The organism is Flammeovirga sp. SJP92, assembly GCF_001583495.1.
GTDB lineage: Bacteria > Bacteroidota > Bacteroidia > Cytophagales > Flammeovirgaceae > Flammeovirga.
Genome location: NZ_LQAQ01000099.1, coordinates 36,940 through 51,963, shown reverse-complemented (window position 1 = coordinate 51,963; position 15,024 = coordinate 36,940). Strand labels below are relative to the sequence as shown.

Here is a 15,024-nt window from a genome sequence, read left to right as displayed (position 1 = left end):
CCACGTGTTTTACTACTTCTTTACCCCTCTAAAAACAATCAAAAACCTGACAATGAACTCCTTGAAAAAGGTTATCCTACGGCATTCAATAAAAATGCAGTGGCTAAGCTAAAATAAATTAATAGTCCCGTAACATCCACTATAGTGGTTATGGCTGGACTGGCTACCACAGCAGGGTCTCCTTTTAGTTTTTTTACGATAAGCGGCAAGCCTGCTCCAATCATTGTGGAGGTTACTACCTGTAGTGCTAAAGCTAAGGAAATAATAAACGCTACATAGGATAACGTCAATTCTCCCGGTAATAACGTATTGAAGGATAATAAGGTCACTTTTATGAAAGCTATACTAGAAAGGCAAACCGCTAAAAGCAGTGAAATTCTCATCTCCTTGAACGTTATTTTCCACCAATCTTTTGTCGTAACTTCACCTAACGATAGTGCTCTAATTACTACTGTACTGGCTTGACTACCAGCATTTCCTCCTGTATCAGCAAGCATTGGCATATAAAGGGCTAATATAACCATCTGATCTAGAGCATCTTCAAAATGATGAAGGATTAAACCGGAAATCATACCTATCACGGCCAAAGAGACAAGCCATAATACTCTTTTCTTGAAATGTCGGAAAACAGAGATGTCCATATACCCTTCATCATCATCCTCATCAGCAGAAGAAGTAATACCCATCATTTTCTCCATATCCTCTGTCTGTTCGGCTACAATGACTTCAATGGCGTCATCATGACGTACAATACCAACCAGCTTTCTCTCCTCATTAAGAATTGGCAATGCCACTAAATTATACTTATCAATCCTTCGGGCCACCTGTTCTCTATCTTCATCCACCGTAGCAGCAACAAAATCAACTATCATCAGATCTTCGATTTTATCATCAAGATCAGCAAGAATAAGATCTTTCAAGGTCACAAAACCCAGCAAAACTTTCTCATCATCTACCACATACACGTAATAGATCATCTTTTTGCTTGGTGAATCTTTCTTTACCTTATCCACAGTTTCACGGACTGTCATCCAATTTCTTGCTGTTGCAAAGTCAGTGGTCATAATACCACCTGCAGAATCCGCATCGTACCCACTCAACTCCACTACATTGCTTCTCACCTGTTTGTTAAGATAAGGCAATAAAGCAGACTGTTCATCCACTGTAAGTTCTTGATAGAAATCGGCTCTTTCATCAGAACGCATGGCTTCAAAAACTTTAGAGAACAACCTCCTCTCAAGGTTATTGAAAAGATAATATTGAAGGTCTCTATTCAGCTCACCAAAAATTTGAGCTTTCTCTTTGTTAGGAAACAGCGTAAAAGCGACTAAAAGATCTTTCTCTTCTAGCTTTTCAAGGATTTCTGCAATTTCTACAGGAGGAAGTTTTAATAAAACCTCTTCTAATGCATTCCAATTTTCATTGTCAATCAATCCCTTAACAATCTCATATCTTTGTTCTAAATTGGTAACAGTCATAAACAAGAAATGTAGGTAGGTACAGTAATTTGGAATAAAATGAATTCAAGTAAGTTTGAAACACACACTCTATATCAACTATAAAATATGATTGTTCTCTGTGAGTACTTTTTTGTCATCACTTAATACACAAAAGTAAAACTTCTATTCGTAAATTTGCCTAACTTGTATCGTAATAATAATTAAACCATAGTCATAGAATGTTTACAGGAATTATAGAGGCACTAGGAACCATTGTCGATATCCAAAAAGATCAAGAAAATACAATATTTACAGTTGAATCTTCTATTTCAAACGAATTGAAAATAGACCAAAGTTTAGCACATAATGGTGTTTGCTTAACTGTAACTCATATTGAAGACAACAAACATCAGGTTGTTGCTATTCATGAAACTTTACAAAAGACAAACTTGGGTGACTGGGCTGTTGGTGATGTGGTGAACTTGGAAAGAAGCATGCCTTCTCACGGTCGTTTTGACGGACATATTGTTCAAGGTCATGTTGATCAAATTGGAGAGTGTATTGATGTGGTAGATGAAAAAGGCAGCTGGAGATTCACATTCCAATACGATCCTTCTACGAAAAACTTTACAGTTGAAAAAGGTTCAATCTGCGTAAACGGTGCAAGTTTGACTGTAGTAGATGATGCAAAAGGTCAATTCAGCGTAGCAATTATTCCTTATACTTTTGAGCATACAAACTTCCATAAAATCAAAAAAGGTACTAAAATCAACCTAGAATTTGATATATTAGGAAAATACATTCAAAAGTTAAAAACATTAGAACTATAGTATGGCCGATTTACAATGTGTCATAGTTGATGATGAAGAGGTGTCTCGTATGGTAGTGAGAGACTTTATCAAAAGAACCAATGGATTACAATTAATTGGTGAATTTGATAATGCCGTTTCTGCTTACGAAATGCTTAAGGATACAGCCGTTGACCTTCTTTTTTTAGATATTGAAATGCCTCAGATGACAGGGATTGAACTCGTTCAGTCGCTGGAAAAACTGCCTGAAGTAATTCTTATCACAGGGAGAAGAGATTTTGGTGCTGAAGCCTATGAATACAACCTTACGGATTATTTGATCAAGCCTATCACTTATCCTCGTTTTCTTAAAGCGGTAGAAAAAGGGAAAACATCTATTGAGGAAAGTGATCAGAAGTTGGTGGAGAATAGTGAGGATGATACTTTGTATGTAAAAGCCGATAATAAAATCATAAAACTTTCTCTGAAGAATATTTATTTCGTAGAGGCTTTATCAGATTACATGCTGATTAATACTATTGACAAAAAGTATGTCATCCACTCTACCATGAAAGCTTTGGAGAAAAAGTTTCCTGATAATTTTATAAGAGTTCATCGTTCCTACATCGTCAACCTCACAAAAGTAGAAACAATAGAAGATTTACAGATTGAAATGCCTCAGAAAAGTATTCCAATAGGTAATTCCTATAAAAACAATTTTCTATCGAAGTTGAACTTCTTATAAGAAAGATTCTCTTAAAACCATAACTAAGAAAGGCCACATCAATTTAATTTTTGATGTGGCCTTTCTTGTTTTATCTTAAGCTGTATTATTCTACAGGGTAGGTCACTTTGAAATTATAGGTTACGTCATCTACTTGACCTTTAATATCCGTGGCAGTAATTGTCAATGTATAGAACACATCGCCTGTCACTGGAGGGTTAGCATCTATGGTAAATGCAGTGTTGAGCGTTGTACCTAAATCAACAGGATAAGAAGTAAATGCTGAAGGATCATCCAAAGCACCACCTACAGATGGTATTTCTTCTCTATCACAAACAAAACTATATTCAATAGAGGCTAAACCTACATTTTCTTGTACTTTACCTTCTACGGCAATATCAATGCTATTTTTACCGATTAATCGATCTGTCAATTCCAATTCCTCATCTTCTGGAACATATTCTTTGGTACCGTCAATAACCAAATCTGCGATTCTGATGATTGGCGCCAAATCTTCTTTAGCTACCAATGAGAACCTGAAGAAGGTTGCTTCCTCCCAAGTTTGCTCACCATCTTTCACTGTAATGTTGATAAATATCGTTTCGCCCGCTTGAGTGTCAAGTAAATCAAAGCCAAATTGGAAGTTATCATTAAATACCTCAGCAAGATCTTGTTCGTTGACTCCTTGAAGGTCTACTTCTATTGGAGGGTCATTTGTAACAGGAGCAGGTTCTCCAATAGATGGTGCTACACCAATTCTTGATACTTCAAGTCTTGCTGAATCTAATCCACCCGCATCAGTAAACACCAAACTATTGAGTTTGAACTGCTCACCAGGGAAAAGAGTTACAATTCTATTCGAAGGAATTTCGATACCATTCTCTTCAGTATACGAAACAAAAACTGCAGGCTGATCATCACAGTTTACATCCACTTGTGTTGTCACTTCAGCAGCATTTCCAAAAACATCCTCTGCAATTAATTTTAAATTATAAGTTCCGTTTGTCAAGCTATCAGAGATGAATAACTGTCTTTGCACAATATCTGCAACATTTACAGTATCACTGCTGTTGACTTGAAAGTATCTAGGAGTGGCATCAGCAATACTGACACCAATTCTCTTTACCGCTACATTATCTAAAACTGAAGCATTGACTACAATTCTTTCTCCTCTACAAAATGCATCATTTTCCAAGTTTCCTTCCACTACAGATGTTACTGAAAGGTTTTCAATAGTTGGAGCTTGAATATCTGTGCCAATGTAAAAATAAGATGTATCTGCAATGAAGTTTTCACCTGCATCCAAGTTACTCACCTCCATCATGTATTTTCCTGTTCTGATAAATGACGGTATAATGAAAACACTGTCAAACTGCAGTTGACGTGCCTGAACATCAGTAAACGTTCTTTCATATTCAAAAACCACCGTATCATTAGCAACGGACTGCGGATTATCGAACTGAAATTTTACTTTTCCCTCTTGAATCAATGCATTATCCTTGAATGTGATACTCACTGGAAATGAATCATTATAATAGTAGATCTTATCAGTTAAAACATCAGTAGTAACAGTAGGATCAAATTCATCCTCTAAGGCGATGCAGGAGATAAATGTTGAAAAAGCAAAAAGATATAAGGCTAGATTCTGAAGTTTCATAAATTATTACCGTTAGTCAATCTGCAAGTTAGTAAATGTTAATCATAGTTAATAGATTTTTTACTCAGAATGAAAGTTTTTTGTTGAATTTACAAATAATTACATACTTGGTATCCGTTGGGTAACACCTCTACATTTTTTAAGTAATTTTTTATTATAACTCTTAAAATATTGGTAAACTTTCCATTTTTAGATTAAAAAGCATAAATACCTTCAGTAATCCTTCTCTAAACAGCATATTTGTAATGTACCAAGAAGGAATTAATGACTGCGTTGGACTACTTGAGTAGTTGCAACAAATCATTTAAAGAAAAACTATGTTAAGCAGCATAGAAGTCAGATGAATAGATTGAAGAGAGAGCTTGGAGAAGGCTAGTTTTTTTGAGACTAGCCTTCTTTTTTTGTCTAAAATTTAATCTTGCTTTTCTATCAGATCTTTCCCCCATTGATCCATCAGATTTAAAATTCCTTTCAGAGAATAACCTAGTTCCGTCAACTCATAATCTACCCTTGGTGGCACTTCAGGATACACCGTCCTTTTGATCAATCGGCATTCCTCTAATTCTCTTACTGTTTGTGTAAACATCTTATTTGAAATCTCAGGAATTGTCCTCTGTAGCTCCCCTGATCGCATTTTTCCTTCCAATAAATGAAATAGCACCAATGGCTTCCATTTGCTTCCCACAAAGTCCATGGTGAGGTGAAGGGAACATTCATATTTTTTATTAATCATCTAATTTTTATTTGTCTAATAATCAGTATTTCACACCTTTTGGTAACTATAGCACTAATTTGTAAGATATTGATTTACAGAATACTTATATTTAATATTGGACTCAAAATAAAAGAAAAATATATTATGAGTAAAGAACAAAGTTACCCAAGATCATTTTCACACATTGGTATCACCGTACCTGATATTGAAAAAGCTGTTGAATTCTATTCAAAAATCATGGGATGGTATGTTATAATGCCTCCTTCTGATGTTGTTGAAGAAAACGAAACAGCCATCGGTCAAATGTGTATTGATGTGTTTGGTAGTGGTTGGGGCACTTTCAAAATTGCACACCTAGCCACTTCAGACGGTATCGGTATTGAGCTGTTCTCATTCCCGACAACAGAAGCTAAGAAACCAGAATTTAACCCCTTCAATGCTGGCCTTTTTCACTTCTGTGTACAGGATCCTAACATTGAAGAATTGACACAGAAAATAGTAGATGCTGGTGGGAAGCAAAGAATGCCAATCAGAGAGTATTATCCGAACTCTAAGCCTTATAAAATGGTGTATGTGGAAGATCCGTTCGGAGTAGTATTTGAGATTTATACACACAGTTATGAGCTTACGTACTCTTCTGGTGCTTATACGGAGTAAAGGAGGGATGAATTAAGAATGAAGATGTAATACTTGGTATGATTCCTAAACTAAACTACATCCCTTTTTCATTCATAAAAACACAAAAAGGTCAGCTCTCTAAAGAACTGACCTTTTTATTTTATCTCTATATTTCAGGATTATACTAGAAGCTGATTGCTGCTTCTAACATGAATCCGTTGAATTTACCGTCTTCGTAGATTGCGTTACTTGATCCACCCATTGCACCTTCTGGAGCAGCTTTGTGTGTATCAGCATAAACATCATATCCACTGTAAGTATGGTGTACGTAACCAGCTTTCATCATTACGTTTCTAGTCATGAACCAACCTGCAGCTACTTCAAGTCTAGTTTGACGTAAATTAGCGTTCTCAACTGACCAGAATTCACCTACACCGTTTCCTTCAGCATCAAAGTACTCACCACCTTCGTTTCTGTTAGTACCCCAAGCTGTGTTGTATTTACCACCAACATAGAATTGCTCAGTGCTACCAAATCTGTAGATTAATTCAGCATTCAATTGGTTCCAGTTTCTTGACTCGATATCACCGTTCTCGTTGAATTCGTTTTTACCTGAACCATTTGAAATTTCATAAGTACCGAAGAACTCTAAACCTTTGAACTTAACGAATGGGTTAATCATGAATGAAGTGATTTGACCATTGAAACCTGGATCTACACGACCATTCTTGTAAGAAGAAGTAGTTGAGTGACCTGGTACGTCCATTACAGAGTAGAATCTTGAACCAGCTCTATCACCAGCATACAAGTTAGCGTTTGCTAAGTTTGAGTTGTGGTATAATGAACCAGTCAAACGAGCTCTTAAATCTTCATTGATTTGCTTATCAAAACCTAATTTACCGTATACTGACCAGTTACCTGTTGAAGTAACGTTTTGGTTTAATTTACCATTTGAAACACCACCAACTGCAAGGAAACCGTTTTTCTGTGCCATTACTTCCATTGCCATTTCAGTAGCAAATGCATCCATGATTGTGTTACCGAAGAATGCGTTACCAACAGCATAAGCATTATTTGTACGACGGAAATGTTGATCACCATAGTTCAACTCCATTTGACCTACTTTAATGGTTAAAACGTCCATTAAGTTATCAGCGAATTGGCTGTTAAGGTTTAAGAAGTTTAAGTTATCGATTTGCAAATAACCACCCATTACCCATGCGTCATTGTGGTGACGAGATGAAAGGTAAGTTTGTAAGTGAACTCTCACACCATCTGCTAATTGAGCATCTACGTTTAAGTTCGCAGTTGGTAAGTTAAAACCTGGGTGAATATCAGCTAATTGTACTACACCACTGTTAGAATGAGACAAACCTTGCATTTGTAAAGCGAAATCTGCACCTACACGTACTTTCATTCCGTCAAAACCTACAGTATCTTCTTTAGTAGTCTCAAACACATTGATTCCACGTTGATCATTGTAACGCATATATTGCATGTCACGATCAAAAACTCCGTTTACTTTTTGGGCCATAGCATTCCCTGCAAGCATTGTTAGAAGTAAAGCGAATACTCCTGTAATCTTGTATAGATTTTTCATAATAAATCTGATAATAAAAATTAGATATAAATATTAGGTAGGTAATTGAGAAAGGAGATTGAGACGGTTATCTCATAAAATTCCTTTCCAAAATTTCTTGATTTTAGTTGAATGAAGCCGAATAATCGATTGTCACTTCATCACCTGTAGTAATTGTTCCAAACATTGCTGTAGGAGGGTCAACATTGTAAGAAGACATGTTGAAAGTAGTTTTACCTTCAAATTTCACTTTTCCGCCTTCTACAGTAGCGTCAGCTAAAAGTGTAACGTCTTTTGTTGTTCCTGCAATTGTCAACTGTCCTTCTGCTTTTACAGCTCCGTTAGCATCAATTGTTGCTGAAGTTGACTTGAATGTTATAGTAGGATTACTTTTTTCTTTTAAAGCCGAATAGATGTTCTTATCCATGGCTCCTTTGCCAGATTTGATACCTTTTACAACGAAAGTTAAATCTAAACCGTTTACAGCTGTTACTTTGTCACCATCAATTGTAACATCAGCATTACCAGTCACATCATTTACATCACAGTGCCAATCATGAAGTGATGAAGTCCCCTCAATTTTAATTGCACTGTTATCTTTTGAATAATTCTTCGATTGTGCAAATACACTAAATGTAGTAAAAATTGATAAGATGAAAACTAATAATGGTTTTAGTAGTGATTTCATGTTTTTCAAAGTTTGATAAATATGGATAATTATTTTGTTAGGTGTCTATCTTCTTAATTATAAAGTAGATGTCTGCGTCGTTGATCATCGAATGCATGTGCAATGTAGTAGCTAATTTTTGATTTATATCAAGTATTATCGTTAGTAACAGTGAATAAACCACAACAAGTGTAAACAAGGGTTGCATTTTACAAAAGTCTTCTACAGATAATGACAATGGTCATTTATTTAAAGTGATTAACATTATTAACAGCCTAAAAATTAGATGACTTAAGTCGAAAAGACTTTTCAGATGAAAATATTTATTGCAAAAAAAAGAGTAACAGTTTTAACCATTACTCTTTTTATAAATATCTATTTAGCAAGCCCTAAACTTTTATTCTCATTTGTATTTAGTCTTGACTCTCATGTGATTTTTCAAACTCAGTAAACTTATTCTGGAAAATGAGAATAAATGTCACCCCCAAGAATATAGCGGAATCTGCAATATTGAAGACAGGACTGAAAAATAAAAAGTGATCTCCTCCTATCATTGGTATCCATGCTGGGAAGTTCCCTTCTATCATTGGGAAATACAACATATCGATGACTTGCCCATGGAACCAAGGTGTACTAGAACCCGGTATAGCGTTTCCTTCAATTAATACACCATAGAAAATACTGTCAATGGCGTTTCCAATTGCTCCACCCAATATCATGGCAATACAAATGAGAAAACCTGGATGTGTGGGCTTTTGATACAAACTATAAATAGCATATACAATACCCCCAGATGCAATGATCCTAAATACAGTCAATAAGAGTTTTCCATACTCATTTCCGAACTGCATACCAAATGCCATTCCTGGGTTCAGCAAGTAATGCAAACGGAACCAATCACCAATCACATGAATTTCTCCAAGCGTACCCATTTCCATAAAATTATGGACAAGGATTTTACTGATTTGATCTATAATGATGACTAAAATGGCCACACCATAAATAGCCGACAAACTAATTTTCTTTTTATTTTCTTTCACTACTTCTAACTCCACTATTATTTATTTAAAAAATTGCTGTTTAGAATTATTTTAGAATCTACTCCAAAAGTATGGTGTGAAGATAATCATTACTGTAAACAATTCTAATCTTCCCAGCAACATTAAGAAGGATAAAACCCATTTTACAGCATATGGCAAGTGTGCAAAGTTGTCCACAGGCCCTACTGATCCAATACCAGGACCAATGTTGCCCAATGAAGTTGCCACAGCACCTATAGATGACATCAAATCTACACCCAAGGCCGACAATACTAAAATACCAATTCCGAAGATTAAGAAATAAGCCATAATAAAAGCGAGCACATTAAATGTAATTCCTCCTTTTACGGCTTTATTGTTGAATCTTACTGGAATAATTGCCGTTGGATGCAACTGTCTTTTCAACTCAAGGAATGTATTTTTAAAAAGGATAATATGACGGACAATCTTTACACCTCCGGCTGTAGACCCTGCCATACCCCCGCAGAACATCAACACAAAAACGACCATTGTGGCATATGGTGCCCAAGCTGTATAATCGGCAGAGACGTAGCCTGTGGTAGTCATTATAGATACAACTTGGAATAAAGCATCTCTAAATGATTTTTCTATTCCCAGGTTTGTGGTGAACGTTAAAACTCCTCCAATGGAAACTGTTGCAAGAAAAATAATTCCAATATAATACCTGTATTCTTCGTTGGTCCAAATGGCTTTGAACATTCTTTTAAACAGGAAGTAATTCAACGTAAAATTGGTTCCTGCTAAAAGCATAAAGAAGATCAATATATATTGAATGTACGGGCTCATTGATGCCGCACTGTCGTTGTACGTTGAGAAACCGCCTGTAGCCATTGTAGTTAATGCATGATTGAGGGCGTCATAAAAACTCATACCACCCGTCATCAGTAATATTGTCTCTACAACTGTCAAGCCTGCATATACCCACCAAAGTCTCTTGGCTGTTTCTTTGATTCTTGGTTGCAATTTATCTGGTGAAATACCTGGCGCCTCTGCTACAAAAAGCTGCATACCTCCAATTCCTAAGAAAGGTAGTACTGCTACAGCCAATACGATAATACCCATACCACCGATCCACTGTGTCAGGCTTCGCCAGAATAAAATTCCTTTGCCTACTCCTTCAATATCGGTAAGAATTGAAGCACCTGTTGTAGAGTATCCTGAAATAGTTTCAAAATAAGCGTCAGTCAAAGAGGGGATTTCATGGCTGAACAAATAAGGTAAACTACCAAAAAATGCCATTAAAGCCCATCCTAGAGACACGACGATATATCCATCTTTTTTCTTAATTTCTCTTTTGTATCCTCTATGTTCACCATAAAGAACCGTCAGTCCTCCTGCCAGAATACTAATTACTCCTGATTGCAATAATGCAAACCAATCTTCTCCTCCAAAATAAAAAGAGAAAGGCAAACATGTAAACATGAAAATACCATTGATCACAATCAGAATACCCATGATTCTAGCAATCAACCCAATATTGAATTGGCTTTTACGTTGTTGAAGTTGTTCTCCCATAAAATTTCAGCGCTTAACGGAAAAATGCTTCTACTTTAGAAATACATTCCGGACGTGTCAATACCACGGCTCTGTCATAAGGTTCAAATTGGAAATCACCTTTAGGAATATAAGCTTTTCCTTTTCTGATTGCTCCACCAATAATAGCGGATTTAGGGAAGCCTAGTGCTCTCAATTCCTTTTTAGTCACTGGAGAATTTTCGTTGACTACAAATTCTAACACTTCTGCGTCAACACCATGAACGTTTGTTAGTGATATAATTTCCCCTCTACGGATATATCTAAAAATAAAGCTTGCTGCTATTAGTTTTTTATTGATCAATGTGTCCACACCCATATTTTGAGAAAGGTGGATATAATCCATATTCTCTACAAGGGCAATTGTTTTCTGGACACCGTGCTTCTTCGCCACTAGAGAAGTAATGATATTGGTTTCAGAGTCACCTGTTACAGCAATAAACGCATCTGCTGTATCAATTCCTTCTTCCTCCAATAAGTCTACATTCCTACCATCACCATGAATGACCAAAGTATTTGGTAGTTCCTCCGCCATTTCAATGGCTTTATCTCTGTCTTTTTCAATTAAGACCACATTGTATTTGTGGCTCAGCGAACGAGCAGCATAGAAACCTACTTTTCCACCACCTAAAATAATTAATCGCTTAATTTTCTTAGACAGCTTTTTCCTTGTCAATTGCAAAACACTCTCTACACCCTCTGGCTTGGCGATATAATAAACGTGATCACCGAGTTCAAAACGTGTATCTCCTCTTGGAATGATTGTTTCATCATTACGAAGAATGGCTACGGTTAAGAATTTGAAATCTTTGTTCAAATATGCCGTTTCCTCTAGTGTTTTTCCACAAAGTGGTCTTTCCTCATCAATGGTAATACCAATCAGAGATAATAACCCCTTCTCAAATTCAAATGTATCAGTAATTGCCGCCTCTTTCAACAGGCGCTTGATCTCTTTTGTTGCCAGCAATTGAGGTGAAATCATTTCGTCCACACCCATTCGCCTCATGTCTAGAACCTCACGAGAATGCAAGTATTCACTATTGGTGATTCTTGCAATAGTCCTCTTTGCTCCCAACCTTTTCGCTACCATTGCAGTGATAAGGTTAGTTTCCTCTGATGAAGTGACTGCTATTAGCATGTCAGATTTACTCACATTTGCATCATCCAATGTTGCAAATGAAGTAGACGAACCCTTGATTGTGGCAACATCAATATGATTTGCCGCATGGTTTAAACTATCCTCATCAGTATCGATAAGGGTAATATCGTGATCTTCGTGTGCCAGTAGTTTACCTAAGTGGAACCCTACATCTCCTGCACCTGCGATTATGATTTTCACAAGTTAAATCTCTTAATTGATAGTATGTATCTTCTATAATAGTCGGAAGACAATGCAAATATAATGTGATTTTTCGGATAGCGATAATTTTTAGAGCTTGTTTGGAATATCCTCATTGAGAGGAGCAATACTCCACTTTTATCCCTCTGCCCAACTCTCTCTATCTAAACTTCTATATTGAATTGCTTCCGCAATATGCTCTGCTTTAATGTTCTCACTTCCTGCAAGATCTGCTATTGTCCTACCAACTTTCAAAATTCTGTCGTAAGCTCGTGCTGAAAGACCTAAACGGTCCATTGCAGCTTTTAATAAGTTCTTACCTAATGCATCCAGCACACAGACCTTTTTGACCAATTGAGAAGGCATCATAGCATTGCAGTGTACTGCGTTCGTAAAATCCTTGAACCTTTCTTCTTGAATTTTTCTCGCCTCAATTACTCTCTCTCTTATTGCCTCACTGCTTTCTGCAGGTTTCACTTCCGTCATTTCTTCAAAAGAAACAGGCGTAACTTCCACATGCAAATCTATTCTATCCAAAAGTGGGCCACTCACTTTATTCAGATAACGCTGTACCGCACCTGGAGGACAAGAACACTCCTTTTCTGGATGGTTATGATAACCGCATGGACATGGATTCATACTTGCAATCAGCATAAAATTAGCAGGAAAATCTACAGACATTCTCGCTCTTGAAATTGTGACTTTTCTTTCTTCTAAAGGCTGACGCATTACTTCCAACACTGTTCTTTTGTATTCTGGCAATTCATCCAAAAATAAAACACCATTATGTGACAACGAAATTTCTCCTGGCTGAGGAATTCCGCCACCACCAACCAATGCAGCATCACTGATAGTATGATGCGGTGCTCTAAAAGGCCTAGTGGAAATCAACTGTCCATCGGCACCCAGTTTTCCTGCTACAGAATGAATTTTAGTTGTCTCCAACGCTTCCTGCAACCCCAATGAAGGCAAAATTGTTGGTAGTCTTTTTGCCAGCATTGTTTTTCCTGCTCCTGGAGGGCCTACCATAATGACATTATGACCACCGGCAGCAGCAATTTCCATGGCTCTTTTCATATTCTCCTGACCTTGTACCTGTGAAAAATCCACCTCATAATGGTCAAGTGTATCATTGAAAAGCTCTCTAGTATCTATTTTTAATGGCGTAATTTCTTTATCTCCTTGGATGAATTCAATAGCTTCCAGCAATGTGGTTACTCCAATCACATCAAGATTATTGACTATTGCCGCCTCCTTTGCATTTTCTTTGGGAAGTATAAAACCCTTGAACCCTTTTTTACGGGCTTCAATGGCTATGGGCAAAGCTCCTTTGATGGGTCTTAATTTCCCATCCAAAGACAACTCTCCTAAAATGACATATTGATCAAAGTCTCTCGCTCCAATCTGTCCTGAAGATTGAAGAATAGAAAGAGCAATAGGCAAATCAAACGCTGCTCCTTCTTTTTTGGCTTCAGCTGGTGCCAAATTCACTACCACTTTTTGTCTTGGTATAGCATAACCGTAGTGTTTCACAGCAGATTCTACCCTGTGTTCACTTTCTTTGATGGCACTATCAGGCAATCCTACCACATAAAGGTTCTTGCCATTAAGCACGTTCACTTCTATTTCAATCAGTGTAGCATCTACTCCATATACGGAGCTTCCAAAAGTTTTTGAAATCATAGTTTACTCGTAATTTTTAGAATCGTCAAACGATATCGTTAAGGATTTATGATTGCACTTCTCCTGTTGTAGAATTTTCTGTATTCTCTTCAACCGGTGGTGCATATAGTCTTCTTAAAGTCGCCTTTAAATTAACTAATGCCAATCGGGCGTCTTTATAAGTTGGGTCTATTTCTAATGCTTTCTCGTAGTTTTTTCTAGCTTCAGCATAGTTTCTCAACACATACTGATTGGTTAGTCCAAGTTCATACCAAAGTTCTTTTGTCTCTGGTGTATGTTTTAATGCCTCTAAAAATATTTTATTAGCTTCCAAAGGTTGTTTTCTTCTTCTGAAAAGTTTGCCTAACTGTCTTGAAGATTTCCAATGAGCAGGATTTTCTTTCAGTACTTCCTCAAAGACAAGAATAGCACTATCATATTGATCTTGTTCACTTAATATCATACCATAAGAATATTCCATATCAGGAGAAGTTAAAGACATTTTTTTTGCTTCCTGGAATATCAACACAGCTTTATCTAAATCATTCAGAAGGATGTTTTCCTCAATGATCCCCGCATAAGCAATAGAATCTAAAGGGTCTAAATCAATGGCTGTTTGATAATTGATGATTGAAAGTTCTGAATTTTCCATTCTAGCATAAGTTTTACCCAATGCTCTATACGTTTTACTGTTTTGAGGAATTTCTTTAAGAGAGTTTTCTAAAAAATAAATGGCACTATCAAATTGATTCAAGGCAGTATACGATGAGCCAATAAATGTTTTCAGCTGAGGGTGCCTGTAACCCAACGCTATTGCTTTTTTACCGTTGGAAATTGATTCCTCCATATTTCCTAGAAAATAATGAGAAGAAGCAACACCAAAATAATACATCCCTTGCGTAGAATCCAGTTTAATGGCTTGTTCAAGGTCTTCCAACGCTCCAGTATAATCTTTCTTTCTCACTTTTACTCCGCCTCTTTTGGCATAAAGTGAGGCATCATCAGATTTCTGTGAAATAATTTCGTCTAGAAAAGAGATTTGTTTCTCATAAAATTCATCTTCATGTGCAGAGGCATCCACTAAACCTTCTAGCGTGTTTTGTTTTTTCTGACAGCCTAAAAGGCAAATTAAAAGTACAAATGGAGTAAAATATCTTCTGAACAACATTTTTATGGAATGCAATTGATGAATTTTAAAAACTTAGCAAATCGTTTTACTAAATGATGAAAATGCAAAATGCA

General features: G+C 36.5%; 13 protein-coding genes. 3 read left to right on the top strand and 10 right to left on the bottom strand.

Annotated features, from left to right (window positions below; all coding sequences use genetic code 11):
* Nucleotides 1-71 precede the first annotated feature (71 nt).
* Complete coding sequence (gene mgtE, locus AVL50_RS25480; protein WP_062619736.1) at nucleotides 72-1,478, bottom strand: magnesium transporter; 1,407 nt, start codon at nucleotides 1,476-1,478, stop codon at nucleotides 72-74.
* Between the two features lie 200 nt (nucleotides 1,479-1,678).
* On the opposite strand from mgtE, the gene AVL50_RS25475 reads away from it, so the two are divergent.
* Nucleotides 1,679-2,269, top strand: coding sequence for a riboflavin synthase (locus AVL50_RS25475; protein WP_062619734.1), 591 nt, complete (start codon nucleotides 1,679-1,681; stop codon nucleotides 2,267-2,269).
* 1 nt (nucleotide 2,270) lies between these two features.
* A complete protein-coding gene (locus tag AVL50_RS25470; protein ID WP_062619732.1) occupies nucleotides 2,271-2,972 on the top strand; it encodes a LytTR family DNA-binding domain-containing protein in 702 nt (233 codons plus the stop codon).
* Nucleotides 2,973-3,057: 85 nt separating this feature from the next.
* Here AVL50_RS25470 and AVL50_RS25465 read toward each other — a convergent pair whose 3' ends face one another.
* On the bottom strand, nucleotides 3,058-4,608 hold the full coding sequence (locus AVL50_RS25465; RefSeq protein ID WP_062619730.1) for a hypothetical protein: 1,551 nt from the start codon (nucleotides 4,606-4,608) through the stop codon (nucleotides 3,058-3,060).
* 412 nt (nucleotides 4,609-5,020) lie between these two features.
* On the bottom strand, nucleotides 5,021-5,341 hold the full coding sequence (locus AVL50_RS25460) for a helix-turn-helix domain-containing protein (protein WP_082796011.1): 321 nt from the start codon (nucleotides 5,339-5,341) through the stop codon (nucleotides 5,021-5,023).
* Between the two features lie 126 nt (nucleotides 5,342-5,467).
* Here AVL50_RS25460 and AVL50_RS25455 point away from each other — a divergent pair, with 126 nt between their 5' ends.
* Entirely contained in the window at nucleotides 5,468-5,980 is a 513-nt protein-coding gene (locus AVL50_RS25455) for a lactoylglutathione lyase family protein (protein WP_062620032.1), read from the top strand.
* Nucleotides 5,981-6,125: 145 nt separating this feature from the next.
* Here AVL50_RS25455 and AVL50_RS25450 read toward each other — a convergent pair whose 3' ends face one another.
* The 7 genes from AVL50_RS25450 to AVL50_RS25420 form a co-directional block, all read right to left on the bottom strand.
* Entirely contained in the window at nucleotides 6,126-7,541 is a 1,416-nt protein-coding gene (locus AVL50_RS25450; RefSeq protein WP_062619727.1) for a hypothetical protein, read from the bottom strand.
* Nucleotides 7,542-7,644: 103 nt separating this feature from the next.
* A complete protein-coding gene (locus AVL50_RS25445) occupies nucleotides 7,645-8,208 on the bottom strand; it encodes a YceI family protein (RefSeq protein WP_062619725.1) in 564 nt (187 codons plus the stop codon).
* A gap of 392 nt (nucleotides 8,209-8,600) precedes the next feature.
* A complete protein-coding gene (locus tag AVL50_RS25440; protein ID WP_253764324.1) occupies nucleotides 8,601-9,242 on the bottom strand; it encodes a lipoprotein signal peptidase in 642 nt (213 codons plus the stop codon).
* A 36-nt stretch (nucleotides 9,243-9,278) separates the two neighbouring features.
* A complete protein-coding gene (locus tag AVL50_RS25435; protein WP_062619722.1) occupies nucleotides 9,279-10,763 on the bottom strand; it encodes a TrkH family potassium uptake protein in 1,485 nt (494 codons plus the stop codon).
* Nucleotides 10,764-10,776: 13 nt separating this feature from the next.
* On the bottom strand, nucleotides 10,777-12,120 hold the full coding sequence (gene trkA / locus AVL50_RS25430) for a Trk system potassium transporter TrkA (RefSeq protein WP_062619721.1): 1,344 nt from the start codon (nucleotides 12,118-12,120) through the stop codon (nucleotides 10,777-10,779).
* Nucleotides 12,121-12,258: 138 nt separating this feature from the next.
* The gene (locus tag AVL50_RS25425; protein WP_062619719.1) at nucleotides 12,259-13,803 is read right to left on the bottom strand and encodes a YifB family Mg chelatase-like AAA ATPase; all 1,545 of its coding nucleotides are present in this window, start codon (nucleotides 13,801-13,803) and stop codon (nucleotides 12,259-12,261) included.
* 46 nt (nucleotides 13,804-13,849) lie between these two features.
* Nucleotides 13,850-14,950, bottom strand: coding sequence for a tetratricopeptide repeat protein (locus AVL50_RS25420; protein ID WP_062619717.1), 1,101 nt, complete (start codon nucleotides 14,948-14,950; stop codon nucleotides 13,850-13,852).
* Between the last annotated feature and the right edge of the window lie 74 nt (nucleotides 14,951-15,024).

Coding starts and splice junctions, on each gene's coding strand:
- mgtE (WP_062619736.1), bottom strand. CDS start 1,478: ATGACTGTTACCAATTTAGAACAAAGATATGAGATTGTTAAGGGATTG.
- AVL50_RS25475 (WP_062619734.1), top strand. CDS start 1,679: ATGTTTACAGGAATTATAGAGGCACTAGGAACCATTGTCGATATCCAA.
- AVL50_RS25470 (WP_062619732.1), top strand. CDS start 2,271: ATGGCCGATTTACAATGTGTCATAGTTGATGATGAAGAGGTGTCTCGT.
- AVL50_RS25465 (WP_062619730.1), bottom strand. CDS start 4,608: ATGAAACTTCAGAATCTAGCCTTATATCTTTTTGCTTTTTCAACATTT.
- AVL50_RS25460 (WP_082796011.1), bottom strand. CDS start 5,341: ATGATTAATAAAAAATATGAATGTTCCCTTCACCTCACCATGGACTTT.
- AVL50_RS25455 (WP_062620032.1), top strand. CDS start 5,468: ATGAGTAAAGAACAAAGTTACCCAAGATCATTTTCACACATTGGTATC.
- AVL50_RS25450 (WP_062619727.1), bottom strand. CDS start 7,541: ATGAAAAATCTATACAAGATTACAGGAGTATTCGCTTTACTTCTAACA.
- AVL50_RS25445 (WP_062619725.1), bottom strand. CDS start 8,208: ATGAAATCACTACTAAAACCATTATTAGTTTTCATCTTATCAATTTTT.
- AVL50_RS25435 (WP_062619722.1), bottom strand. CDS start 10,763: ATGGGAGAACAACTTCAACAACGTAAAAGCCAATTCAATATTGGGTTG.
- AVL50_RS25425 (WP_062619719.1), bottom strand. CDS start 13,803: ATGATTTCAAAAACTTTTGGAAGCTCCGTATATGGAGTAGATGCTACA.
- AVL50_RS25420 (WP_062619717.1), bottom strand. CDS start 14,950: ATGTTGTTCAGAAGATATTTTACTCCATTTGTACTTTTAATTTGCCTT.